We start from the raw sequence: 23,019 nt of genomic DNA, 5'->3' as shown, positions 1-23,019 counted from the left end.
CCGACCACCGCTTTGGAGAGGTAGATGAGCGACGCCCAATAAAGTGTCGGCTGCAATTCCGAGCCGCAATTGTGCAGAAATGCGCCAAATGTGACGGCGCTCGTCACCGTGGCTCGAGTGTCAGCAGATGTGGTAAGGTTGATGGTCGGCGAGTAGGCGAGGTCCAGAAACAATGACTTTGAGACGAACCAGAGCTTACGTCACATCCGGCTTGGTTCTAGCGGTTTGCATTGCATTTGCTTGGCAGAACGCAACCGCCGCTCAAAATTGCGACGCAGCCGCGACGCCCGGCGTCAATTGGCAGGACTGTGACAAAAAGCTTCTCATCCTAAAAGGACAGGACCTGAGCGGGGCGAACCTGATCGGTGTTGATTTCACTTCGACCGACCTCAGGAACAGCAATCTCCTTGCGGCAAATTTTGAGAAGGCAACGCTTGTGCGTGCTTCCCTAGCCGACTCGATCGCCAAAGGCGCCCGGTTCGACAAAATCGAGGCCTACAGGACCGACTTCAGCCATATGGACGCGCAGGGCGCTGTGTTTACGAGCGCCGAAGTGCAGCGCTCGAATTTCCAGGACGCCAATCTGACCAATGTTGATTTCACAAAGGCGGAATTGGGACGAGCGCAGTTCCATGACGCCGATATCAGTGGCAGCCGCTTTTCGTTTGCCAATCTCGCGCGGGCGGACTTCCGAGGAGCGACATTTACCGAGGCGATAGACTTTGACGGCGCTTTTTTCTTTCTGACCCGTATCGAGGGCCTCGATCTTTCCAAATCGGCGGGTCTGTCCCAATGGCAGCTCAACATGGCATGCGGAGACGCCCGGACCGAGTTGCCTTCCGGCTTGACCCGGCCTGAAGATTGGCCGTGTCAATTCCAGGAATAGTTATCGGCAAGCGAACTGCGTAATGCGGCACCCGACAGGGTTCCGGGCCATCTGCTAGCGGAGCAAGGGACGGGTGAACGCGAAGCGGTGTCACATCTACGGACCAAGACGATGACGACATGCGTGACCCGGAGGCCTGTGTCGAAACCTTGCTGGAACGGGTTGCGCAAGCCCCGCAGGCGAGTGCGGTCAAGGTAAGCCCTTGTCGTCCGCTACATGGTCAAGGACGGTGTGAGCCGGGAGTAGCGCTGGTCGGCGCTTGCTCTGGCATTGATCGACATGTCCATTCTAGGCGCGTTCGAGCATAGTTTCCTTACCGATGCCGGATGGGACCATTCTCGCTCGAATTCGTGCGCTATCTGCGACTCGTCGCCGCCATTCTCCAGAGTCGCCACGCGCACTCGAGCATGGGTGCGCAAGGCCGCCTCGGATCGAGGAAAGCATCAGACAATGGGATAAAATAGATCGCGATCGCGACAGTCGGTTCGAATGACCTTACCGAAATCGCCCACATTAACTCCAAAGCAGCCAGACGGCTTCCGGCCCCAAACAGGACGCTGACCACCTCGACGTTCAGCAATGCCATGGCGGACTAGGCGGATTCTTGGCAGTTTGTTACGCGGATTAAGGTCGCTTCGATCTGGAAGCGCTTCAATGGATGATATAAGAGGCTGAAATCATTGATTTATTAGAAAATTTAATGGCGGAGAGAGCGGGATTCGAACCCGCGTTACGGTTTCCCGTAAACACACTTTCCAGGCGTGCGCCTTCAACCACTCGGCCACCTCTCCGTCCTTGACATCTCGCCGGCCGGTTTCGCCGCGCGGGTTGGGGAGATGCTCCCATGGGAAGTCCTTCACGGATATGTGGTGTGCCTTCAACCGGCAGGCAACCCTTCCCTGCACCGCTAGCCGTCTAGGCAAACAGGCGCGGGGCTCATCTAGTCGATCCGAAAGCGAATGCCAAGCCATATCGGCATCGTGGCGACTTTTGCCGCGGATGGCGCGAAGGCAGGGGTGGAAAGGGCGATGCGTTCGAATGATGTGCACAGGCCGCTCGCCGCTGCCGGCGATGCTTGACTTCGGCTCCGGCCGGCTGTCGACTGCGCTAAATCCTTGTTTTCATGCAATCCCGGTTGGAACGGTTGCGAGCTTTCCCTGGAATTGACGGTTCGGTTTTGCAATTCCCGACGGAAGGCGGCTCAGCACTTTCCTGGAGTTGCTTGGGCGAAGGGGCACCGTCCTGAGATGGCATCGATCGATCATCAGCCCGCGGGGCGGCCGGACAGCGGGCTTTCCTTCATCCCGGTAGGCTGGCTCGTCATCGTCATGGGCCTGTCGGCCTATGGCCTGATAGCGAATTGGCGGCTGGTCGGCGACTTCAGCCTGCCGGACAACGTATTCTTCCTCATCTATGGCGGCCTGGTCGGCGGCGTCCTCACCATTTTGTGGGGATTGTACCTGCTTGGCCTTGCCTTCAACCGCTCGGCCCGGTTCCCGCGCCACTACACGATCTGGCAGATCGCCGTCATCATCTGGCTCGTGGTGCGTCAGGCCTATGTGTTTTACGGCTTCGCCTTCTCGGCCGAGGCGCTGGGCTTCACCGTCGCCGAGATCGCCATCGGCCTGCTCTGCATCTACCTCCTGCGCGGCACCGGCGGCGCCGAGACGGTCTACGCCAATCCGGAGACCGAACGGCCGTCGGTCTTCGTCTCGATCCTTGCCGCGCTGCTCGGCATCATCATCGGCGGTGCGGTCGGCGCTTGCGCGGGATTCTTCGCCGGCTCGCTGATCGCGGACCTGACCCATATGAGCTGCTTCGAGGGCGCCTGCGGATTTTTCGCGGCCTTTGTCGGTCTGGGAGGCCTGATCGTCGGAGCCATTGCCGGCGGCCTTTTCGCCGTCTGGCGCGTCAACCGGCGCCGGCAGGCGCCGGCCCATTAATTTCATGGGATCGCGATTGCGCGGGACCTGTGCAGGCTCTATGTCGGTTGCGGGATAGACAGGAGCTTCCCGGGGAGAGCGTCCATGTTGCGTTTCATCTTTCGGCTGGCGGCCATGGTTGCGCTGTCGATTGCCGTGATCATGGCGGTGATCGACACGACACGCTCGGTGGCCGGTTCGTCGCTGGTGATGACGCCGCTCAACGCCAGCTGGCTGGCGGTCTCGCCCGATACCCGCGCGGCCTTCGAGACCTACGTGCGCGCCAAGGCAAGCCCGCTGGTCTGGGACGGCATCATCGCCTGGGTGCTTGCGCAACCCGGCTTCGCGGTGTTCGCGTTGCTTGCCTTCCTGCTCTACGCCATCGGCTACCGGCGCAAGCGCCGCGGCGCAGAATTCGCTCCAAGCCCCTGAAGCTTTTGTTCTGGCACAATTCCGGACGGAAAACCGCTTTTTCCAACAGGTCAAAATTCCACGTGAATTTTGTTTCGCGCCGTGCCAGATTGGCCGCGAGCGGGAGGGGCATACACTCCTGCCTGACGTCGCTTGCCTGCCGGAGAACCGGGCGGGCAGGCGGTGCAAACGGAAAAATAACCGACAGGGTGTGGATCACATGAAACGTATCGTTCTCGGCCTTCTGGCCGCAACCGCAATGGTTCTTCCGGCTTTCGCCGCGGATGTCCAGCCGGCCATCCTTTATGATCTGGGCGGCAAATTCGACAAGTCCTTCAACGAGGCCGCCTATCACGGCGCCGAGAAGTTCAAGACCGAGACCGGCGTCGCCTATGTCGAATTCGAAGTCTCCAACGCCTCGCAGCGCGAGCAGGCGCTGCGTCGTTTCGCCGAGGACGGCCGCAACCCGATCGTGATGGCCGGTTTTGCCTGGGAAGACGCCCTGAAAGCGGTCGCGAAAGACTATCCCGACCTGAACTTCGCCATCATCGACGACGCCGTCGACCTGCCCAATGTCCGTTCGCTGGTGTTCAAGGAGAATGAAGGCTCCTACCTCGTCGGCATCCTGGCGGCGATGGCGTCGAAGTCGAAGAAGGTCGGCTTCGTCGGCGGCATGGACATCCCGCTGATCCGCAAGTTCGAATGCGGCTATGTCGGCGGCGCCAAGTCGGCGGGTGCGACCGACGTCATCCAGAACATGACCGGCGACACGCCGGCGGCCTGGAACGACCCGGCCAAGGGCGGCGAGATCGCCAAGACGCAGATCGATCAGGGCGCCGACGTGGTCTACGCGGCGGCCGGCGGCACCGGCGTCGGCGTGCTGCAGGCTGCGGCCGATGCCGGCAAGCTCGGCGTTGGCGTCGATTCCAACCAGAACGGCCTGCAGCCCGGCAAGGTGCTGACCTCGATGCTGAAGCGCGTCGACGTTGCCGTCTACAACGCCTTCATGGATGGCAAGAACGCTACCTTCAAGGGCGGCGTCCAAAATCTCGGCCTCAAGGAAGGCGGCGTCGACTACGCCATGGACGACAACAACAAGGCGCTGGTGACCGACGAGATGAAAGCCGCGGTCGAAAAGGCCAAGGCCGACATCATCTCCGGCAAGGTCGAGGTGCACGACTATACCACTGACAACAAGTGCCCCTATTGATCGGCAGTTGAGTTAAGGTTTTGAACCGCCGGGCCAACGCCCGGCGGTTTCGTTTTGGAGATGCGATGCAACCGACAATCGAGGCCATGCGCGAAGGCGACGTCGAAGCGATCGCACGGCTTCGGCTCGAGGCCTTCTTTGAAGGCACGGGCCGGACACTCGACGAAGACATGGCCGGGCTGCGCGGGCTGATCGCCGGCGGCGGATTCGAGGCGGCCTTCGTTGCCCGCTATCTTGGCAAACCGGTCGGAAGTTGCCTGCTCGTGCGCGACGAGATCGATTCACCGCACGATCTGACGCCGTGGCTGGCCGGCCTCATCGTCGAGGAGGCCTATCGCCGCAGCGGCGTCGGCACGGCGCTGGTCAGGGCCGTCGAGGACCATGCCGCTTCGGCCGGTGTTGGCAAGCTCTATCTCTACACCTGGCAGGCGCGCGGCTTCTACGAAGCGCTCGGCTGGTCGGCGGCCGAGACCTTCGAACAGGACGGCGCCCCGATGCTGCTGATGTCGAGAAAACTATAGTGTGCCGGCGAGGTAGCCGAGCGCAAAAGCGGCAACCAGCGCAAGCGCAATCACAAACCCCAGCCTGCCGCCAAGGGCGTGCAGGCCAACGCCATAGGGCCTGCGTTGCAGTCGGTGGACGACGACTGGCGGCGGTTCCGACTCGGCCACCGCTAGGCCGGCAAGCCGGTTGTGCATCTGCGGCAATTCGGCAAGCCGTTGCGAGACCAGCTTCCAGCGGGCGTCCTGTCCTTCCTTGGACGAACCGTCGGGATCGAGGGCGCGCAAGCGCTCGGCGAGCTTGAGCACCGTGTCGCGAAAGGCCGGATCGATCTCGAGGTCGCGCTCGGCGCGGGCGCGCTCCCTGTCGTTCATCAGGCCGAAGACATAGTCGCCGGCTCGGGCGACGCGGTCGCTTTCACTGGACATGGCTCTCTTCCCCCATGCTCCTCACCAATGCGGCGGCTTAGTCACCGGCACATCTGGGGCGGTCTGCTCCTCCAATTCAAGGAACCGGTCGGTCAAGGCGGCTAGCTTGCGCTCCATGCGCTCAATCACCTTCCACTGTTCGGCGATCTGGCCGGACAGTTCCTCGATCGTCTTTTCCTGCTCGGCGGCGCGGATTTCCAGCGTCGTCAGCCGGTCGGCGGGTGTATTCATCCGAGGACTTGCTCCCAGCGCCACGGTGCGAATTGCAGCCTCGCCATATTAATGCATGTCGCCCAAAAGTGCGCAGCGGTTTTGGGACAACGACATGCATAAAACAACAACCTATGGCGCGTCGCATGAGACCGTTCAGATGCGACACGCTTGGGCGAATGTGAGGCCCCGGCCACGTTCGAAATTGACAAGCGTGCGGGGATTTGTCGAGAGTGAACGGCCGATTGGCATAAGCGGGGCATCATGCTAGGCATTTTGACCAAGCGATAAAAAAATTAGTGGGAACAGGCTGCATGGCGCAAGCCGCAATCGAGCTCATAGGCATCAACAAGAGCTTTGGCGCCGTGCGCGCCAACCGTGACATTAACCTCGAAGTCGCGCGTGGCACCATCCACGGCATTGTCGGCGAGAACGGCGCCGGCAAGTCGACGCTGATGTCGATCCTCTACGGCTTCTACCAGGCCGACAGCGGTGAAATCCGCGTCGGCGGCAAGCCGGTGGCGATCAACACTTCCAACGACGCCATCGCGCTCGGCATCGGCATGGTGCACCAGCATTTCATGCTGGTCGACAATTTCACGGTGCTGGAAAATGTCATCCTTGGCGCCGAAAACGATCCGCTGTTGAAAAGCAGCATCGCCAAGGCGCGGTCGGAGCTCGACCGGCTGGAGCGCGAATACGGCCTCGAGGTCGATCCCGACGCCGTGATCGAAGAGCTGCCGGTCGGCCTGCAGCAGCGCGTCGAGATCCTCAAGGCGCTCTATCGCGGCGCCGAGATCCTGATCCTCGACGAGCCGACGGGGGTTTTGACGCCGGCCGAGGCCGATCACCTTTTCCGTATCCTCAAGCAATTGAAGGACCAGGGAAAAACGATCGTGCTCATCACGCACAAGCTGCGTGAGATCATGGCCATCACCGACACGGTCTCGGTGATGCGCCAGGGCACGATGGTGGCCACCAGGGTGACGAAGCAAACCACGGTCGGCGAATTGGCCGAACTGATGGTCGGCCGTCGCGTGTTGCTCAGGGTCGAGAAGGGCCAGTCGGAAGCCGGCGCGATAAAACTTTCGGTCAAGAACCTGACGGTCAAGGATTCGCGCGGCGTCACCATGGTCGACAACGTCTCCTTCGATGTGCGCGGCGGCGAGATCGTTGGTATCGCCGGCGTAGCCGGCAACGGCCAGTCCGAGCTGCTGGAGGCGATCTCCGGCATCAGGCATGCGGTGTCCGGGGAGGTGATGCTCGACGGCAAGCCGATCGATCTCACCGGCAAGGCCGATCCCGGCGAATTGCGCGACCGCGGTCTCGCGCATGTGCCCGAGGACCGGCACCATGTCGGGCTGGTGCTCGCCTTCGAGGAGAACGAGAATTCGATCCTCGGCTATCACGACGATGAGCGCTATCTGAAGGGGCTGTTCCTCAACGTCGACGCCATCATGGCCGACGCGAAGGACAAGATCGAGAAATACGACATCCGCCCCGGCAATCCGCGGCTCAAGACAGCCAATTTCTCCGGCGGCAACCAGCAGAAGATCGTGCTGGCGCGGGAAATGGAGCAAGACCCCGGCGTGCTGATCGTCGGCCAGCCGACACGCGGCGTCGATGTCGGCGCCATCGAATTCATCCACAAGCGCCTGATCGCCATGCGCGACCAGGGCAAGGCCGTGCTGGTGGTGTCGGTCGAGCTCGACGAGATCCGCTCGCTCTCCGACCGCATCCTGGTGATGTTTGCCGGCCGTGTCGTCGGCGAGCGCGGGCCGGAGGCGACCGAAGGCGAGCTTGGCCTGCTGATGGCCGGTGTGGAACACCAGGAGGCCGCCGAATGAGCACGCCCTACGCAAAGTTGCCGGCCTGGGCCGATTATGGGTTGATTCCGTTGATCAACCTCTCCGTGGCCTTCATCGTCGCCGGCCTCGTCGTCGTGCTGGTGGGCGAGAACCCGTTTCGCGCCGCCGTCATCCTTGTCGAAGGCGCCTTCGGCAAGGGCACGGGCATTGCGTTCACGCTGTTCTACGCCACGACCTTCATCTTCACCGGCCTGTCGGTGGCGGTGGCTGCGCATTGCAGCCTGTTCAACATCGGCACCGAAGGGCAGGCTTATATAGGCGGCCTCGGCATTGCGCTGGTCTGCCTGAGCCTGGACAGCACGCTGCCCTGGTGGCTGCTGTTCCCGCTTGCCATTGTCGCCTCCGCCGCGTTCGGCGCGCTCTGGGGCTTCATTCCCGCCTATCTGCAGGCCAAGCGCGGCTCGCACATCGTCATCACCACCATCATGTTCAACTTCATCGCGGCCTCGACGATGGTTTATCTGCTGGTCGGTCTGCTGAAGCCCGCCGGCTCGCAGGCGCCGCAGACGCGCAATTTCGTCGGCGGCGCGGAACTGCCGAAGCTCAACTGGGTGATCGAGCTGTTCGGCGCCAAGATCCGCTCGGCGCCGCTCAACATCTGCTTTCTGCTGGCGCTGGTCATGGCCTTCCTGGTCTGGCTTTTGATTTGGCGCACCAAGCTCGGCTACGAGATGCGCACCTATGGCCACAGCCCGAAAGCGGCGCGCTATGCCGGCATCTCGGAAACGCGCATCGTGCTGACCGCCATGATGATCTCGGGCGCGCTGGCCGGCATGATGGCGCTCAACCCGGTGATGGGCGACCAGCACAATGTCGCGATCGATTTCGTTTCGGGCGCCGGCTATGTCGGCATCGCGGTTGCGCTGATGGGCCGGCTGCATCCGGTCGGCATCGTGCTCGCGGCGATCCTGTTCGGCATGCTCTACCAGGGCGGCGCCGAGCTTTCCTTCGAGATGCCGTCGATCACCCGCGACATGATCGTCATCATCCAGGGTCTGGTGATTCTGTTCGCCGGCGCGCTGGAGCACATGTTCCGGCCCTATATCCAGGCGATTTTCGCCTCGTTCAGCCCCAAATCGGTCGGCATGGAAGCGATCAAGGGAAAGGGCGCCTGAGATGGATATCTTCATCGCCATCGTCCAGATCCTTGATTCCACCATCCGCCTGTCGGTGCCGCTGCTGCTCGCTTGCCTTGCCGGTCTCTATTCGGAGCGCGCCGGCGTGTTCGACATCGGGCTGGAAGGCAAGATGCTGGTCGGCGCCTTTGCCGGCGCCTCGGCGGCCGCGGTCTTTCATTCGGCATTCATTGGCCTTGGCATGGCGATCCTCATGTCGGTCGCTTTTGCCATGGTGCACGGCTTCGCCTCGATCACGCATCGCGGCAACCAGATCGTTTCCGGCGTGGCGATCAATTTCATCGCCGCCGGCTCGACGATCATGCTCGGCCAGGCCTGGTTCCAGCAGGGCGGGCGCACGCCGGCGCTGCAGCCGGGCGAACGGTTCGAGGCGATCGTCTGGCCCGGCGCCGACGCGGTCAGAGATGTGCCGATCCTCGGCCCGATCTATTCCGAGCTGATCTCCGGCCATTCCATTCTGGTCTATATCGCCTTCCTGATGGTGCCGTTCACCTGGTGGGTGCTCTATCGCACCCGCTTCGGCCTCAGGATGCGCGCTGTCGGCGAAAATCCGGCCGCCGTCGATACCGCCGGCATCTCGGTCGCCTGGCTGCGCTATCGCGCGCTCATCTGCACCGGCATCCTTACAGGTATTGCCGGAGCCTATCTATCGATGGTGCAAAATGGCGGCTTCGTGAAGGATATGACCGCCGGCAAGGGCTATATCGCGCTGGCGGCGCTGATCTTCGCTAAATGGAGGCCGGTCAACGCCATGTTCGCCTGTCTGCTGTTCGGCTTCCTCGACGCGGCGTCCATTCGCCTGCAGGGCTCACCGCTGCCGGTCATCGGCAAGGTGCCCGCGCAATTCATGCAGGCGCTGCCCTATGTGCTGACCGTGATCCTGCTCGCCGGCTTCATCGGCAAGGCCATTCCGCCGCGTGCCGGCGGCGTGCCTTACGTGAAGGAACGCTGAGGCGGGATTTCGCCCGGCGCCGACCGGCATTTGAACAAGATCGTGGGAGAGAAGTACCGGATGTCGCATGATCTGTTCGAGGCGGCGAAGACGGCGATGGCCAAGGCCCATGCGCCTTATTCGAAATTCCCGGTGGGCGCGGCACTGCGCACCGAGGACGGGCGCGTCTTCACCGGCGCCAACGTCGAGGTGGCGTCTTATCCGGAAGGCTGGTGCGCCGAAACGACGGCGCTCGGACACTACGTCATGGGCGGCGGCGGCAGGATCGTGGAGATCGCTGTATTTGCCGAACGTATGGCCAAATGCTCGCCTTGCGGTGGCTGCCGGCAGCGGCTGGCGGAATTCTGCCGGCCGGACACCAAGCTTTATCTTTGCGACGACACCGGGGTGGCCGAGACCGTGACCATGGGCGACATGCTGCCTTTCGGCTTCAGAGGCGATATGTTGAAATGATGGAAGCACTGGATCATCTGGTCGAAAAGTTGGACGGGCTGGCGCCCACGGCGGCACTCGTGCTGGGATCGGGCCTCGGCGGGCTGGTCGATCAGGTCAAGGATGCCAGGCGCATCTCCTACGCCGAGCTGCCTGGCTTTCCGCGCAGCGGCGTTTCCGGCCATGCCGGCGAGGTGGTTGCCGGGCATTTCGCCGGCACGCCGGTGCTGATGCTGTCCGGCCGCGCGCATTATTACGAGCATGGCAACGCCGCCGCGATGCGTCCGGCACTTGAGGTGCTTGCCGGCATCGGCATCTCACATCTGATCCTGACCAACGCCGCCGGCTCGGTCGATCCCGAGATGGGTCCGGGTTCGGTGATGCTGATCAACGACCACATCAATTTCTCCGGCTCCAACCCGTTGATCGGCGAGCCGAGCGACCGCCGCTTCGTCGGCCTCACCGAGGCCTATGATGCCGGCCTGCGCGGCGCGATCGAAAAGGCGGCGAAGGCGACCGGCACGGCGCTGCATCAGGGCGTCTATATGTGGTTCTCCGGGCCATGCTTCGAGACGCCGGCCGAGATCCGCATGGCGCGCGTCATGGGCGCCAATGCGGTCGGCATGTCGACCGTGCCGGAAGTCATCCTCGCCCGCTTCCTCGGCCTCAAGGTCGCCGCCTGCTCGGTCATCACCAACCTGGCGGCGGGGATGACGGGAGCGGAGCTCTCGCACCAGGAAACCAAGGACATGGCGCCGATCGGCGGGGCGCGGCTGGCGACGATCCTGCGGCGCGTCTTCCAGGACGGTCTGCCCGACTGATGCTGCCGCAGGAGATCATCCGCCGCAAGCGCGACGGCCACAGGCTCTCGACCGACGAAATCGCGGGTTTCGTCAAAGGGCTGACGGCCGGCACCATCTCCGAGGGCCAGGTCGGCGCTTTCGCCATGGCCGTGTTCCTGAACGGCATGAGCCGCGAGGAAGCGGTGGCGCTGACGCTCGCGATGCGCGATTCCGGCGATGTGCTCGACTGGTCCGACCTGCCGGGGCCGGTCACCGACAAGCATTCGACGGGCGGTGTCGGCGACAATGTCTCGCTGATGCTGGCGCCGATCGTCGCCGCTTGCGGCGCCTATGTGCCGATGATCTCCGGCCGGGGCCTCGGCCACACCGGTGGCACGCTGGACAAGATGGATGCCATTCCGGGCTATGCGAGCCAGCCCGACGTGACGCTTTTCCGCAAGACGGTGCTCGAGACCGGCTGTGCCATCATCGGCCAGACCGCCGATCTTGCGCCCGCAGACCGCAGGCTCTACGCGATCCGCGACGTGACGGGCACGGTCGAATCGATACCGCTGATCACCGCTTCGATTCTGTCGAAGAAGCTTGCCGCGGGCTTGGGCTCGCTGGTGCTCGACGTCAAGGTCGGCAACGGCGCCTTCATGGAAAAGTCCCGCGACGCCGTCGCCCTGGCGAACAGCCTAGTCGAGGTCGCCAATGGCGCCGGCTTGAATGCGTCGGCGCTGGTGACGGGCATGAACGAGCCACTGGCCTCGGCCGCCGGCAACGCGGTCGAGGTGAAGAATGCCGCCGATTTCCTCACCGGCCGCTATCGCGACCGAAGGCTTGAGGATGTGACACTGGCGCTGGCCGCCGAGATGCTGCAGTCGGCGGGGCTGGTCTCGTCCAACCAGGACGGCATCAGGCGCGCCACTGAGGCGCTTGCCGGCGGCCGGGCTGCCGCCGTCTTCGGACGCATGGTGACGGCGCTAGGCGGACCGGCCGATTTCGTCGAGAACCCGGAAAAATATTTGCCGACGGCGCCGGTCGAACTGGCCGCGACGTCGGGACAGGACGGGTTCGTCACCGGCATTGCCACGCGCGAGATCGGGCTTGCCGTCGTCGCGCTGGGTGGCGGGCGTACCCACCCGGACGACAAGATCGATCATGCCGTCGGCTTGACTCGTCTGTTGCCGGTCGGCGCCGAGGCGCGCTCAGGCGAGCCGCTGGCGCTGGTGCATGCCCGCACCGACGCGGAGGCCGAAGCGGCTGCCGCCGCCGTGCGTGCCGCATATACGATCGGGGCTTCGAAGCCACCCGCCGAGAAGAGCGTGCTGAGGCGAATACTGCCTCGGTAAAAGCCGGTTACTGCACCAGCAGCAGCGCGCCGTCCTGGACCTGGTATTTCTGCAGGCGCTGCAGGAAGCTCATGCCGATCAGATTGGTCTGCAGCGCCCTGTCGTCGAGCACCATTGCCTGGACGTTGTCGACGGAGATCTTGCCGATCTGCAGATGGTCGAGCGATACCACGGCGGCCTTGATAGCGCCGTTGGCCGTGCTCACCTGACGATTGAAATCGGACGGGTTGAGCGAGATACCGATCCTGCGCGCCGTCGAGGTGTTGATGGCGACCAGCGTCGCGCCGGTGTCGATCATGCCGTCAACCTGGCGGCCGTTGAGCTTGAACTGCGACGTGAAGTGGCCGCGCGCATCGGCGTTGACAAGCACCTGACGGCCAAGCGGCAATGGCGCCGCCGGTTTGTCCGGGACCGAAGCGAGATTGACCTGCGGCTGCGCTTCCGGCGCTGCCGACTGCGAGGCGACTGTCGATTGCACCAGACCGTCCACCAGATGCGGGTTCGCCTGGTAAAGGATCGGGATCGAAGCCGAGGTTCCGGCAAAGATGCCAAGGATGAGAAGCTTGCGCAGCATGGATGCCCCTGGAGCGTGTCACCGTTTCAAGGAAACGTTGAACCGCTCTATCCCTTTGTTTTGGAGCAATTCCGAACGGAAAACCGCTTCACACTTTTTCTGGAATTGCTCCCGAAGGGCGCATCCTTAGATCGACATGGTGTTTTCCGCTTTAACGCGTGCCGGAAGCGTGCCGTTGCGTAAACGTTTGGTAAACGGATGCGCTCACTTTGTTCCGTACATGCGGTCGCCGGCGTCACCGAGGCCGGGCATGATATAGCCCTTGTCGTTGAGTTGGCGGTCGATCGAGGCGGTGAAGATCGGCACGTCCGGATGCGCCTTGGTAAAACGCTCGATGCCTTCCGGGGCGGCAAGCAGGCAGAGGAACCGGATGTTGGTGGCGCCGCGCCCCTTCAGCTTGTCGATCGCGGCGATCGCCGAATTGGCGGTCGCCAGCATCGGATCGACGACGATCACCAGCCGGTCGGCAAGATCGCTCGGCGCCTTGAAGAAATATTCGACCGCTTCCAGCGTGTCATGGTCGCGGTAGAGGCCGATATGGGCGACGCGCGCCGCCGGCACCAGGTCGAGCAGGCCTTCGAGCAGGCCGTTGCCGGCGCGCAGCACCGAGGCGAACACCAGCTTCTTGCCTTCCAGCGTCGGCGCCTCCATTTCCTCGATCGGCGTCTCGATCATGGTCGTTGTCAGTTCGAGGTTGCGGGTCACCTCATAGCCCAGAAGCAGCGAGATCTCGCGCAGCAGCCGCCGGAAGCCGGCCGTCGAGGTCTCCTTCTTGCGCATGATGGTCAGCTTGTGCTGGACAAGCGGGTGGTCGACGACGGTGACGCCCTGCATGATGTGCTCCGACTGGTTCGCAGTGGGTAGTGGTCAGTAGTGAGTAGTGAATAGTGAGCCGATTTGCGAGTCCTCGCCTCGGGGAAAGCTCCGGCCTTCAACCGCTCTATGGGCGCTCCGCCAAATCCACAACTACCGACTGCCGACTACTCCCTACTCACTCACCGCACTTTCGCGTCCAATCGCCCTAGCAGCACCGCCTTGGTCTTCCGGTCGACGAAAGCCGCCTCGATGGCCGTTCTCGTGATGGCGGTGAGCGCCTTGTCGTTCATGGCGAAATGCTCGGCGGCGATATCGTATTCGCGCTTCAGCGAGGTCCAGAAATAGGGCGGGTCGTCGGAGTTGAGCGTCACCTTGCAGCCGCCGGCGCGCAGCGCCGGAAATGGATGGTCGGCGAAGCTGTCGAACACTTTCAGCGCGATGTTGGAGCCCGGGCAGCATTCCAGCACTACGCCCTGGTCTGCGATGCGACGGACCAGGTCCGGGTTCTCGATGGCGCGCACGCCATGGCCGATGCGGGAGGGGCGAATATGATCGAGAGCCGCCTTGACGCTTTCCCAACCCATCAGCTCGCCGGCATGGATGGTGATGCCGAGGCCCGCCTCGCGCGCGATCTCGAAGGCGCGCACATAGTCCTCGAAGTCGCCGATGCGCTCGTCGCCGGCGACGCCGAAACCGGTCACCAGCGGATGGCCGCAGCGGGCCGCGAAGCGCGCGGCCTGCTCGATCGCCTCGACCCCGACATGGCGCACGCCGGTGACGATCATGCGACCCTCGATGCCGGTCTTGGCTTTGGCGCGGGCCATGCCTTCGCCCAACGCATCCGTATAGGCTTTCGGCGAGAGGCCGGCCTTTATCGCGTGGTCTGGCGAGGTGAAGACCTCGGAATAGATGGCGCCGTCGCGGGCCAGGCTGGTCAGGTAATGGTCGGCGAGGCGTGCGTAGTCCTCTTCGGTGCGGAACAGGTCGGAAGCGAAGTCGTAAGCGGCGAGAAACGAGGTGAAGTCGTGCCAGACGAAGGAGCCGTCCTGGATGTATGGCGAAGGGTCCTTGCCATATTTGCGGGCCTGGCTGATGACGAGCTCAGGGGCCGCCGCTCCTTCGATGTGGCAGTGCAATTCGGCCTTCAAAATCATGCGGTCATCCCGTCTGGTATGCTGTTCGCGCACAGATTCTGGCCGGAAAATCATGCGAGGCCTTTCCCGGCCGGGTTTTGAAAGCGCGGCCGAAAACCGCGCCTTGGACAATAGCGTCGGCACCATCGATCGGCTATGGTCCCGCCGGTTTTATGACGGATCAAAATAATGTCAGTTGAGAGAACCACGGCCGCGGGCGGCATGGAAACTTCCTACGGTTTCAGGAAGGTGGGGGAGGGCGAGAAGCAGCCTCTCGTCAACGACGTCTTCCATAAGGTGGCCAATCGATACGACCTCATGAACGATCTGATGTCAGCCGGGTTGCATCGCTTGTGGAAGGACGCGATGGTCGCCTGGCTGAACCCGCCGAAACGGCCGGGCTGGAGAGTGCTCGATGTCGCCGGCGGCACCGGCGATATCGCCTTCCGCATCGTCGAGGCCAGCCAGCGTCAGGCCCATGCCACGGTGCTCGACATCAATGGCTCAATGCTGGCCGTCGGCCGCGACCGCGCCGAGAGGCTGGGCCTTGCGGCAAACACCGACTTCGTCGAGGCCAATGCCGAAGAGCTGCCTTTCGGGGACGACAGCTTCGATGCCTACACGATCGCCTTCGGCATCCGCAACGTGCCACGCATCGAGGTCGCCCTTGCCGAAGCCTATCGTGTGCTGAAGCGTGGCGGGCGATTGCTCTGCCTCGAATTCTCCGAGGTCGAGATGCCGCTGCTCGACAAGGTCTATGAGGCGTGGTCGTTCAACGCCATTCCCAGGATCGGCAAGGCGGTCACCGGCGATAGCGAGCCCTATTCCTATCTCGTCGAATCCATCCGCAAATTTCCCAATCAGCAGAATTTCGCGGCCATGATCACCCGCGCCGGCTTCGGCCGTGTCACTTTCCGCAACTATTCAGGCGGCATCGCAGCCCTTCATTCCGGCTGGAAGCTTTGAGGCAGGATCCTTTGAAGCAGGCCCCTTTGACCAAGGCCCTCTTGAATCAGGATGGGCAATGAGCAGCCTCGCCGCCGCCTTCAGGCTCACAAGGGCCGGCTGGGTGCTGGTTCGTGAGGGCGTCGTCGCGGCGTTGCCGGGCGAGGAACTCTCCGGCATGCCGAAATTCGGCTGGCGCGTGGCGCGGCTTTTTACCCGCCGCCGGGCGCTCAGCTATCAGCGCGGCGACAGGTTGGCGCGCGCGGTGGTGCGGCTTGGCCCCTCCTACGTGAAACTCGGCCAGTTCCTGGCAACTAGGCCCGATGTCGTCGGCAACGACATGGCGCTGGACCTCGCGCTGTTGCAGGACAAGATGCACACCTTCCCGAAGGCTGAGGCGATCCATGCGATCGAAGCCTCGCTCGGGCGCAGAATAGACGATCTCTATGCCTCCTTCGGCGAACCGGTGGCTGCCGCCTCGATCGCGCAGGTGCACAGCGCGGAAGTGGCGCGCGAGGGGGCCACTTCGCGCGTGGCGGTGAAGGTCATCCGACCCGGCGTGCGGCAGCGCTTCTTCCACGATCTCGAAAGCTATTTCCTCGCCGCCCATCTGCAGGAGAGGTACATCCCATCGTCGCGCCGCCTGCGCCCGGTCGAGGTGACCCAGACGCTGGCGCAGACCACCAGGGTCGAGATGGATCTGCGGCTCGAGGCGGCGGCGCTTTCGGAACTCGGCGAGAACACCAAGGACGATCCGGGTTTTCGCGTGCCCGCGGTCGACTGGGAGCGGACCGGCCGCGACGTGCTCACCATGGAGTGGATCGACGGCGTCAAGATGAACGACATCGCCGGCCTTGCCGCCGCCGGTCACGACCTCAAGGCGATCGCCGCCAATCTCATCCAGTCGTTCCTGCGGCACACGCTGCGCGATGGCTTCTTCCATGCCGACATGCATCCGGGCAACCTGTTCGTCGAGGCGAACGGCACCATCGTCGCCGTCGATCTCGGCATCGCCGGACGGCTCGGCAAGAAGGAGCGGCGTTTCCTGGCCGAGATTCTCTACGGCTTCATCGTGCGCGACTATCAGCGCGTCGCCGAGGTGCATTTCGAGGCGGGCTACGTGCCGCGCCAGCACAATGTCTCGGCCTTCGCGCAGGCCATCCGCGCCATCGGCGAGCCTATCCACGGCCAGTCGGCCGATACGATTTCGATGGCCAAGCTTCTGACCCTGCTGTTCGAGGTCACCGAACTGTTCGACATGGCGACGCGGCCGGAGCTGATCCTGCTGCAGAAGACCATGGTGGTGGTGGAAGGCGTCGCGCGCACGCTCGATCCAGCCTTCAACATGTGGAAGACTTCGGAGCCCGTGGTGGGCGACTGGATCGCCGGCAATCTCGGTCCGCGCGGGCTGCTCACCGATGCGCGCGACGGCGCCAAGGCATTGTTGACGCTGGCAAGGCAGGCGCCGGACCTGGCAGCCCGCACCGACCGGCTGTCGCGCGAGATCGACCTGATGGCGGAAAACGGCCTGCGCTTCGACGAAGCGACGGCGCGCGCCATCGGCAAGGCCGAAGCCCGCCACACCCGCTCCGGCCGCGTGGCGCTGTGGGTGATCGCGCTGACGTTGGTCTATATTGCGTGGAAGTTGCTCTGACCGCCAGACAGCTTGCCGTCATTTGATTGCATTGCTATCATTGCATGCGCTATCTGGGGCGAGTGCAATCACATGGCCAGCATCACGATCCGCAATCTCGATGGCGAGGTCAAGGACCTGCTGCGGCAGCTCGCGGCCGAAAATGGCTGCTCGATGGAGGAGCAGGCGCGGGCGATGATCCGCGCCGCGGTCGAAGGCCGGGCGGGGCAGGCCGACCGCATCGGCCAGATCGAGGAGAAGCTGCGCGCGCTGGCAGGCTCGCACGAGCAGGCGTTGCCGGCTGCCGCGATTGCCGGCAAGCCGGGCCCGCGAGGCTCGATGTCGGGCAAGCGCATCCTGCTCATCATCAGCGGCGGCATCGCCGCCTACAAATCGCTCGAGCTCATCCGCCGGCTGCGCGAACGCGCCGCGTCGGTGCGGGTGGTCATGACATCGGCCGCGCAGGAATTTGTCACCACGCTGTCGGTCGGCGCGCTTTCGGCCGATCATGTCTTCACCCAATTATTCGACCGCAATGACGAGCACGATGTCGGCCATATAAGGCTGTCGCGCGAGGCTGATCTGCTGGTGGTGGCGCCCACCACGGCCGACCTGATGGCGAAGCTTGCCAACGGCCATGCCAATGACCTTGCCTCGACGGTGCTGCTGGCCACCGACAAGAAGGTGCTGATGGCGCCGGCGATGAACCCGAAAATGTGGGCGCATCCAGCGACGCGGCGCAACCGCGCCATCCTGCAGAAGGACGGCATCGCCTTTGTCGGTCCCGGCAAGGGCGAGATGGCCGAAAGCAACGAAGCGGGCGAGGGCCGCATGGCCGAGCCGCTCGACATCGTCGCGGCGATCGAGGCGATGCTCGACGAGAAGCTCAAGCCGCTTGCCGGCCGCAGGATCATCGTCACCTCGGGACCGACGCACGAGCCGATCGATCCGGTGCGCTACATCGCCAACCGCTCGTCCGGCAAGCAGGGCCATGCCATCGCGGCCGCACTGGCAAAGCTCGGCGCCGATGTGCGGCTCGTCTCCGGTCCGGTCACCATCGCCGATCCGGCAGGTGTCGCGACCACGCATGTCGAAACCGCGGCTCAGATGAAGCAGGCGGTGGAGAGCCTGTTGCCGGCGGATGCGGCCGTCTTTGTCGCGGCGGTCGCCGACTGGCGCACGGCGAGCGCCGCCGGCGAAAAGATCAAGAAGGTGGCGGGCGAGGGGCCGCCTTCGCTGCAAATGGTCGAGAACCCGGACATCCTTGCGGGTGTCGGCCATCATGCGCAGCGACCGAGCCTCGTGATCGGCTTCGCCGCCGAGACCCAGGACCTCATCGCCAATGCCGAGGCCAAGCTCAAGAAAAAGGGCGCCGACTTCATCGTCGCCAACGACGTCTCGCATGAAAGCGGCATCGGCCCGTCCGGCGTGATGGGCGGGGACCGCAACAAGGTGCGCATCGTCTCCAGGACCGGCGTCGAGGAATGGCCCGAAATGGGCAAGGACGAGGTGGCGGCGCGGCTTGCCGCGCTCATCGCCGAGCGGCTGCTGGCCATCGTCGTTTAGAACGGGGCTTAGCCTTCCTCGAAGAGTTCGATGCAATTGCCGGAAGGGTCCTGGATCACGAGCTGCGAACCGCCAGGGCCGGTCCTCAAGGGCACTCGTATCTTGCAGCCGGCAGCTTCGATCCCGGGCAAGCGCGATTTCAGATCCTCGGTGATCAGGACAATTCGGTTCCAGCCCCCGGCCGAAGGCGTCTCCCCCTCGGCGGTCGGTTGCGCGGCCGACGAGCGAGGGCCGGCAAGCCACAATGTCAGCGATCCGTGCCTGACGATGGCCATTGCGGGTCCGTATTGCGCTATGAGTTCGAACTCCAGGACATCCTTGTAGAAGGCAATCGCTTCCTGAACATCATGGACGAAGTACCGTACGGCGGACATCGGCTATCCTTGCTGTGGGTTTTCCACACAGTAGCCAATCCGCGGGCGAGCGGCAGCATCTAGTTGTTAGAAGCGACATGGATTCGGCTCGCCTGGATGCCGACGCCATCCCCAATAGCCTCATTCGGCGGCGATACCTGGACGGTTCGTGCTCACGGTGGCTTCGATCGCCTCAGCAATGATCTTCAGCCCGAGGTCCAAGTCCTCTTCGGAAATCGTCAGCGGCGGCGCGATGCGGAAGACGCCGCCCATGCCGGGGAGCTTGACGATGTTCATGCTCAGCCCGCGCCGAAATGCTTCCGCGGCAATGGCGGCGCCAAGCTGGTGATCGGGAACCCTGCCGTCCTTGACGATCTCGACGCCGAGCAGGAGGCCACGACCGCGCACGTCGCCGACGCAGTCGTAGCGCTGCTTGAGCCGTGAGAGGCCATCGAACAATCGCGCGCCGAGATGGCGGGCGCGCTCGACCAGCTTTTCCTCCGCCACCACGTCGAGCACGGCCAGGCCGACGGCCGCCGGCAACGGGTCGGAGACATGGGTGGTGTAGAACAGGAAGCCTTTCGCGTGCGCTTCTTCCTCGATCTCAGCCGTCGTCATGACGGCCGACAGCGGAAGGCCGGCGCCGATCGTCTTGGAAAGCGTAAGGATGTCCGGGGTGACGCCGTCACGCTGGAAGGCGAACATATGCCCGGTGCGGCCGATGCCGGTCTGCGCTTCGTCGAGGATCAAAAGCATGCCGCGTTCGCGGCATTTCTTTTGCAGCGACGCCAGATAGCCCTGCGGCAATTCCAATATGCCGCCGCTCGACAGGATCGGTTCGGCGACGAAGGCGGCCAGGCTGCCCGTCGACTGGCTGTCGACCAGATCGAACGCATCGTCGAGCTCGGTCTGCCAATCCAGCGAACCGTCGGCATGCTTGAAACGCGGTCGAAAACTGTTCGGCGCCGGGATGGCGAGCGAGCCGACGGCGGCCGGTCCATACCCCTTGCGGCCGGCGCTGTAGGTCGCGGAGGCCGCGACACCAGTCATGCCGTGCCAGCTCTTCGAAAAAGCGACGATCTCGTGCTTGCCGGTGACCAGCTTGGCCATCCGGATCGCGGCTTCGTTCGATTCCGCGCCCGTCGACAACAGCAGCACCCGGTCGAGTCCCGGCGCCAGCGCCGCAAGGCGCTCGGCAAGCTCGACGACGGGACGGGACAGCATGCCGCTGAACAAATGCGCGACTTGCCCGACCTGGCGGCTTACGGTCGAGACGATCCGGGGATGGGAATGCCCAAGCAGCGCGCTCATCTGGCCGGAGGTGAAATCGAGGATCGCCCGGTCGTCGGCGTCGTAGACGAACGATCCCGCCGCGCGCTCGATGATCGCCGGCTCGAAGCTGCCGCCATAGCGGATCAGATGCTTTCGCGCCGCACTCCAGAAACCCTGGTCCAGATTCTTCGACATCGTCCAACTCCATCGAGGCGTCGGGCAACACATAGCGGCTGGCACGGGTGCAGTAAAATTGATAGTAGTCGGATCCGGATATCAATGGATTTGATATGCAGGCTCCGCTCGATCTCAAGCTCTTGTCGACATTCGTGCGTGCCGCGCATTCGGGCACGCTGAGTGCCGTGGCGGTGCAGGTCGGGCGCACGCAATCCGCCGTGACCATGCAGATCCAGCGCCTGGAGGAAGCGCTTGGCCAGGGCCTGTTTCATCGCAGTGGCAGCGGCGTGCGGCTGACCGGCAGCGGCGAGCGATTTCTGGTCTATGCCGAGCGCATCCTCAAGATCCACGACGAGGCGATCTCGGCCTTTTCCGACAAGGGCCTGCACGGCTCGATCATCTTCGGCAGTCCCGAGGATTATCTGAGCGCGTTCTTCCCGGCGCTCTTGAAGAGTTTCGGCACCATGTATCCCGACGTCGAGATCAAGGTGGTTTCGGCGCCGACAGTCGAATTGCGCACGCTTCTTAACGCACGCCAGATCGACTTGGCGCTCGTTTCCACGCCCGATCAAGGCGATGCACCGGATGTGGTGCGCAGGGAAGCCCTGGTCTGGGTAGGCAGCAGACCCGCGCTGGAGTTTTACGATTTCGGCGACACCGTGCCGCTGGCATTGGCTGCGTCGAACGCCATCGATCATAAGGGTGCCTGCGAGGCCATGGCCCGCGCCGGGCTGCGCTACAAGATAGCCTATGCCAGCAACAGCCTGGCGGGGCTCATCGCCGTCGCGCGCTCGGGTCTGGCGATCAGCGTGATGGCGGAGGAGGCCGTGCCGCCCGATCTCCATATCCTCGGCGCCCCGCTTCCCGCGCTGCCCGGCCTCGGCATCCTGGTCGTCTTCGCCGAGGCGGAACGATTACCGGCGGTCGAGGCGTTTGCCGATCACATCCGGAAGGTTCTCCCCTCGCTTTGAGCCGGCGCCAGCCGCTGGCCTGCTATCCGGCCGCCAGTCCGGCTGGCTCGCCGTCGAAAATATCCGCAGAGCCGCCAGGCAGCCGAAAATGCCAAGCGGGATGAAGGCCAGGAACAGCCAGCCGGCGACGGTCGCGGCGGATTCGCGGCTCGGCCCTTCCGAGAAGCCGCTGGCATTGGCGATGATGCCGGCGACCGCCGCGCCTACGGCATAGCCGATGCGCTGCATGGTCGGCACGGCGGCCGAGGCGATGGTCTGCTCGTCCGGCGCTGCCGACGCGACGATGATGCGGGTCAGGAACGGCCAGGCGACGCCGAAACCGCCGCCCTGCAAAAGGGCGCAGAACAGGATCAGCGGGATCGAGCCGGCTGGGATCGTATAGGCGAAGCCGGCAATGCCGCAGGCAATCATCAGCGCGCCGACAAGGACGATCGACCGCTCGCGCTCCAGCGGAGCATTGGCGACGAGGATCGACAGGATCGACCATGAGATCGACTCGGCGGCGATGATGTAGCCGCTGGTCAGCAGCGGAATGTCATGCAGCGTGGTGAGAAGCAGCGGCCCGTATATGCCGAAGGAACAGGTCGCCACCGAAAAGACGGCGACCATCGCCATGCCGGTGCCGACCGGAAACCGCCACGAAAACAGATTTGACGGGAACAGCCGCGACCGGGGTTTCAGCGCGTCGATCCGGACAAACAGCGCCAGACCGACCAGGCCAAGCGCAAGCAGGATCGACGAGCGCAGCAGGGCGATGTCGACGCCGGCGCTCGCAATCAAGACCACGCTGACGGCAAGGCAGGCGAGCGCGCCATAGGGGAAAGGCGGCGCGGCGCCGCTTGAGGCCGGCGGACGCGACGCGCCGGCGGTGTTGAGAACGGCGAGGCTGGCAATTGCCACCGCGATGCCGCCCAGCGCGAAGACGCCGACCGCCCAGCGCCAGGACAGAAGCTCGACCATGATGGCGCCGATCATCGGGCCGCTGAAGGCGGCGATGCCCCAGATCGCCGACATCACGCCGAATAGCTGCGGCCAGATGTTGCGCGGGAACAGGCGCTCGACGGAGACAAAGGCGAGTGACACCAGCGCGCCGCCGCCAAGGCCTTCGATCAGCCGCCCGGCGAGGAACTGGGTCATCGAGGGTGCAACGGCGCTCACGAGCGCGCCGGCCGCGTAAAGCAGGGCGGCCACCGTCATGTTGCTGCGCAGGCTGACATAGCTGACGAGCCGTCCGGCCGCGGCGCCCGCTGTGATGGCGCCAAGCTCATAGATCGCCAGCGACCAGCCCACCAGTTGCACGCCGTCCAGTTCGCCGACCATCGCCGGCATCACCGTCGCCACCATGGTCTCGTTGGTGGCGTAAAGCAGGATGCCGAGATTGATGAAGCAGAAGCGCGCCAGATCGCCGCTTGCCCACAGCGCCCGCCAGTCGACCTTGTTTTCTGATTTCGCCCTCAAATCAACTCTCCCGATTTGTATCGGGTAC

23 protein-coding genes and 1 tRNA gene are annotated in these 23,019 nt (G+C 63.8%); 15 read left to right on the top strand and 9 right to left on the bottom strand.

Features of this window, described 5'->3' with window-relative positions; genetic code table 11:
- Positions 1-172 precede the first annotated feature (172 nt).
- Positions 173-886, top strand: coding sequence for a pentapeptide repeat-containing protein (locus EN869_RS09510; protein ID WP_127225606.1), 714 nt, complete (start codon positions 173-175; stop codon positions 884-886).
- A 701-nt stretch (positions 887-1,587) separates the two neighbouring features.
- On the opposite strand, the gene EN869_RS09505 is transcribed toward EN869_RS09510, so the two are convergent.
- Positions 1,588-1,677: transfer RNA gene (locus EN869_RS09505), tRNA-Ser, on the bottom strand.
- Between the two features lie 456 nt (positions 1,678-2,133).
- On the opposite strand from EN869_RS09505, the gene EN869_RS09500 reads away from it, so the two are divergent.
- The 4 genes from EN869_RS09500 (at position 2,134) to EN869_RS09485 (ending at position 4,950) form a co-directional block, all read left to right on the top strand.
- On the top strand, positions 2,134-2,829 hold the full coding sequence (locus tag EN869_RS09500) for a hypothetical protein (protein ID WP_127225607.1): 696 nt from the start codon (positions 2,134-2,136) through the stop codon (positions 2,827-2,829).
- A gap of 84 nt (positions 2,830-2,913) precedes the next feature.
- Positions 2,914-3,240: a hypothetical protein gene (locus EN869_RS09495; RefSeq protein ID WP_127225608.1), complete on the top strand. Its 327-nt coding sequence runs from the start codon at positions 2,914-2,916 to the stop codon at positions 3,238-3,240.
- Positions 3,241-3,439: 199 nt separating this feature from the next.
- On the top strand, positions 3,440-4,429 hold the full coding sequence (locus EN869_RS09490) for a BMP family ABC transporter substrate-binding protein (protein WP_127225609.1): 990 nt from the start codon (positions 3,440-3,442) through the stop codon (positions 4,427-4,429).
- Between the two features lie 65 nt (positions 4,430-4,494).
- Positions 4,495-4,950: a GNAT family N-acetyltransferase gene (locus tag EN869_RS09485; RefSeq protein ID WP_127225610.1), complete on the top strand. Its 456-nt coding sequence runs from the start codon at positions 4,495-4,497 to the stop codon at positions 4,948-4,950.
- On the opposite strand, the gene EN869_RS09480 is transcribed toward EN869_RS09485, so the two are convergent.
- A complete protein-coding gene (locus EN869_RS09480) occupies positions 4,945-5,358 on the bottom strand; it encodes a hypothetical protein (RefSeq protein WP_127225611.1) in 414 nt (137 codons plus the stop codon). The genes EN869_RS09485 and EN869_RS09480 overlap by 6 nt on opposite strands.
- Before the next feature lie 21 nt (positions 5,359-5,379).
- The gene (locus EN869_RS09475; RefSeq protein ID WP_112096518.1) at positions 5,380-5,589 is read right to left on the bottom strand and encodes a SlyX family protein; all 210 of its coding nucleotides are present in this window, start codon (positions 5,587-5,589) and stop codon (positions 5,380-5,382) included.
- Between the two features lie 293 nt (positions 5,590-5,882).
- On the opposite strand from EN869_RS09475, the gene EN869_RS09470 reads away from it, so the two are divergent.
- From EN869_RS09470 to deoA, 6 genes are read left to right on the top strand one after another with little or no spacing between them, the layout of a single operon-like run.
- On the top strand, positions 5,883-7,415 hold the full coding sequence (locus EN869_RS09470; RefSeq protein WP_127225612.1) for an ABC transporter ATP-binding protein: 1,533 nt from the start codon (positions 5,883-5,885) through the stop codon (positions 7,413-7,415).
- Positions 7,412-8,551 (top strand): ABC transporter permease, encoded by a 1,140-nt coding sequence (locus EN869_RS09465; RefSeq protein WP_127225613.1) that lies wholly within the window; start codon positions 7,412-7,414, stop codon positions 8,549-8,551. Before EN869_RS09470 ends, EN869_RS09465 begins: the two co-directional genes overlap by 4 nt.
- Position 8,552: 1 nt before the next feature.
- Positions 8,553-9,524, top strand: coding sequence for an ABC transporter permease (locus EN869_RS09460; protein WP_127225614.1), 972 nt, complete (start codon positions 8,553-8,555; stop codon positions 9,522-9,524).
- Positions 9,525-9,584: 60 nt separating this feature from the next.
- The gene (gene cdd / locus EN869_RS09455) at positions 9,585-9,977 is read left to right on the top strand and encodes a cytidine deaminase (RefSeq protein WP_127225615.1); all 393 of its coding nucleotides are present in this window, start codon (positions 9,585-9,587) and stop codon (positions 9,975-9,977) included.
- Entirely contained in the window at positions 9,974-10,777 is an 804-nt protein-coding gene (locus EN869_RS09450) for a purine-nucleoside phosphorylase (RefSeq protein WP_127225616.1), read from the top strand. Before cdd ends, EN869_RS09450 begins: the two co-directional genes overlap by 4 nt.
- A complete protein-coding gene (gene deoA, locus EN869_RS09445) occupies positions 10,777-12,093 on the top strand; it encodes a thymidine phosphorylase (RefSeq protein WP_127225617.1) in 1,317 nt (438 codons plus the stop codon). The genes EN869_RS09450 and deoA overlap by 1 nt, the downstream gene beginning before the upstream one ends.
- 7 nt (positions 12,094-12,100) lie before the next feature.
- On the opposite strand, the gene EN869_RS09440 is transcribed toward deoA, so the two are convergent.
- From EN869_RS09440 to EN869_RS09430, 3 genes are all read right to left on the bottom strand, one after another.
- Entirely contained in the window at positions 12,101-12,667 is a 567-nt protein-coding gene (locus EN869_RS09440; RefSeq protein ID WP_127225618.1) for a TIGR02281 family clan AA aspartic protease, read from the bottom strand.
- 204 nt (positions 12,668-12,871) lie between these two features.
- Positions 12,872-13,501 carry a uracil phosphoribosyltransferase gene (upp, locus tag EN869_RS09435; protein WP_112096510.1) on the bottom strand — a complete coding sequence of 210 codons (630 nt, stop codon included), beginning with the start codon at positions 13,499-13,501 and terminating at the stop codon, positions 12,872-12,874.
- A 161-nt stretch (positions 13,502-13,662) separates the two neighbouring features.
- Positions 13,663-14,637, bottom strand: a complete 975-nt coding sequence (locus EN869_RS09430) for an adenosine deaminase (protein WP_127225619.1) — start codon at positions 14,635-14,637, stop codon at positions 13,663-13,665.
- Positions 14,638-14,805: 168 nt separating this feature from the next.
- Between EN869_RS09430 and ubiE the strand changes: the two genes are divergently transcribed.
- The 3 genes from ubiE (at position 14,806) to coaBC (ending at position 18,760) form a co-directional block, all read left to right on the top strand.
- Complete coding sequence (gene ubiE / locus EN869_RS09425; RefSeq protein WP_127225620.1) at positions 14,806-15,582, top strand: bifunctional demethylmenaquinone methyltransferase/2-methoxy-6-polyprenyl-1,4-benzoquinol methylase UbiE; 777 nt, start codon at positions 14,806-14,808, stop codon at positions 15,580-15,582.
- A 58-nt stretch (positions 15,583-15,640) separates the two neighbouring features.
- Positions 15,641-17,215, top strand: coding sequence for a 2-polyprenylphenol 6-hydroxylase (gene ubiB / locus EN869_RS09420; RefSeq protein WP_127225621.1), 1,575 nt, complete (start codon positions 15,641-15,643; stop codon positions 17,213-17,215).
- A 72-nt stretch (positions 17,216-17,287) separates the two neighbouring features.
- Positions 17,288-18,760: a bifunctional phosphopantothenoylcysteine decarboxylase/phosphopantothenate--cysteine ligase CoaBC gene (coaBC, locus tag EN869_RS09415; protein ID WP_210213835.1), complete on the top strand. Its 1,473-nt coding sequence runs from the start codon at positions 17,288-17,290 to the stop codon at positions 18,758-18,760.
- Between the two features lie 8 nt (positions 18,761-18,768).
- Here the strand turns inward: coaBC and EN869_RS09410 are convergent, their stop codons facing one another.
- A complete protein-coding gene (locus EN869_RS09410; protein WP_127225622.1) occupies positions 18,769-19,134 on the bottom strand; it encodes a VOC family protein in 366 nt (121 codons plus the stop codon).
- 120 nt (positions 19,135-19,254) lie between these two features.
- The gene (locus EN869_RS09405) at positions 19,255-20,580 is read right to left on the bottom strand and encodes an aspartate aminotransferase family protein (RefSeq protein ID WP_127225623.1); all 1,326 of its coding nucleotides are present in this window, start codon (positions 20,578-20,580) and stop codon (positions 19,255-19,257) included.
- A gap of 95 nt (positions 20,581-20,675) precedes the next feature.
- Between EN869_RS09405 and EN869_RS09400 the strand changes: the two genes are divergently transcribed.
- On the top strand, positions 20,676-21,533 hold the full coding sequence (locus EN869_RS09400; protein WP_127225624.1) for a LysR family transcriptional regulator: 858 nt from the start codon (positions 20,676-20,678) through the stop codon (positions 21,531-21,533).
- Here EN869_RS09400 and EN869_RS09395 read toward each other — a convergent pair.
- Positions 21,477-22,991 (bottom strand): MFS transporter, encoded by a 1,515-nt coding sequence (locus EN869_RS09395; protein ID WP_127225625.1) that lies wholly within the window; start codon positions 22,989-22,991, stop codon positions 21,477-21,479. The genes EN869_RS09400 and EN869_RS09395 overlap by 57 nt on opposite strands.
- Positions 22,992-23,019: the final 28 nt, after the last annotated feature.

The organism is Mesorhizobium sp. M2D.F.Ca.ET.226.01.1.1 (genome assembly GCF_004022705.2).
Lineage (GTDB): Bacteria > Pseudomonadota > Alphaproteobacteria > Rhizobiales > Rhizobiaceae > Mesorhizobium.
The sequence above is the reverse complement of the archived record's forward strand: the minus strand, read 5'-3'. Positions and strand labels throughout refer to the sequence as shown.

Coding starts and splice junctions, on each gene's coding strand:
- EN869_RS09510 (WP_127225606.1), top strand. CDS start 173: ATGACTTTGAGACGAACCAGAGCTTACGTCACATCCGGCTTGGTTCTA.
- EN869_RS09500 (WP_127225607.1), top strand. CDS start 2,134: ATGGCATCGATCGATCATCAGCCCGCGGGGCGGCCGGACAGCGGGCTT.
- EN869_RS09495 (WP_127225608.1), top strand. CDS start 2,914: ATGTTGCGTTTCATCTTTCGGCTGGCGGCCATGGTTGCGCTGTCGATT.
- EN869_RS09490 (WP_127225609.1), top strand. CDS start 3,440: ATGAAACGTATCGTTCTCGGCCTTCTGGCCGCAACCGCAATGGTTCTT.
- EN869_RS09485 (WP_127225610.1), top strand. CDS start 4,495: ATGCAACCGACAATCGAGGCCATGCGCGAAGGCGACGTCGAAGCGATC.
- EN869_RS09480 (WP_127225611.1), bottom strand. CDS start 5,358: ATGTCCAGTGAAAGCGACCGCGTCGCCCGAGCCGGCGACTATGTCTTC.
- EN869_RS09475 (WP_112096518.1), bottom strand. CDS start 5,589: ATGAATACACCCGCCGACCGGCTGACGACGCTGGAAATCCGCGCCGCC.
- EN869_RS09470 (WP_127225612.1), top strand. CDS start 5,883: ATGGCGCAAGCCGCAATCGAGCTCATAGGCATCAACAAGAGCTTTGGC.
- EN869_RS09465 (WP_127225613.1), top strand. CDS start 7,412: ATGAGCACGCCCTACGCAAAGTTGCCGGCCTGGGCCGATTATGGGTTG.
- EN869_RS09460 (WP_127225614.1), top strand. CDS start 8,553: ATGGATATCTTCATCGCCATCGTCCAGATCCTTGATTCCACCATCCGC.
- cdd (WP_127225615.1), top strand. CDS start 9,585: ATGTCGCATGATCTGTTCGAGGCGGCGAAGACGGCGATGGCCAAGGCC.
- EN869_RS09450 (WP_127225616.1), top strand. CDS start 9,974: ATGATGGAAGCACTGGATCATCTGGTCGAAAAGTTGGACGGGCTGGCG.
- deoA (WP_127225617.1), top strand. CDS start 10,777: ATGCTGCCGCAGGAGATCATCCGCCGCAAGCGCGACGGCCACAGGCTC.
- EN869_RS09440 (WP_127225618.1), bottom strand. CDS start 12,667: ATGCTGCGCAAGCTTCTCATCCTTGGCATCTTTGCCGGAACCTCGGCT.
- upp (WP_112096510.1), bottom strand. CDS start 13,501: ATGCAGGGCGTCACCGTCGTCGACCACCCGCTTGTCCAGCACAAGCTG.
- EN869_RS09430 (WP_127225619.1), bottom strand. CDS start 14,637: ATGATTTTGAAGGCCGAATTGCACTGCCACATCGAAGGAGCGGCGGCC.
- ubiE (WP_127225620.1), top strand. CDS start 14,806: ATGTCAGTTGAGAGAACCACGGCCGCGGGCGGCATGGAAACTTCCTAC.
- ubiB (WP_127225621.1), top strand. CDS start 15,641: ATGAGCAGCCTCGCCGCCGCCTTCAGGCTCACAAGGGCCGGCTGGGTG.
- coaBC (WP_210213835.1), top strand. CDS start 17,288: ATGGCCAGCATCACGATCCGCAATCTCGATGGCGAGGTCAAGGACCTG.
- EN869_RS09410 (WP_127225622.1), bottom strand. CDS start 19,134: ATGTCCGCCGTACGGTACTTCGTCCATGATGTTCAGGAAGCGATTGCC.
- EN869_RS09405 (WP_127225623.1), bottom strand. CDS start 20,580: ATGTCGAAGAATCTGGACCAGGGTTTCTGGAGTGCGGCGCGAAAGCAT.
- EN869_RS09400 (WP_127225624.1), top strand. CDS start 20,676: ATGCAGGCTCCGCTCGATCTCAAGCTCTTGTCGACATTCGTGCGTGCC.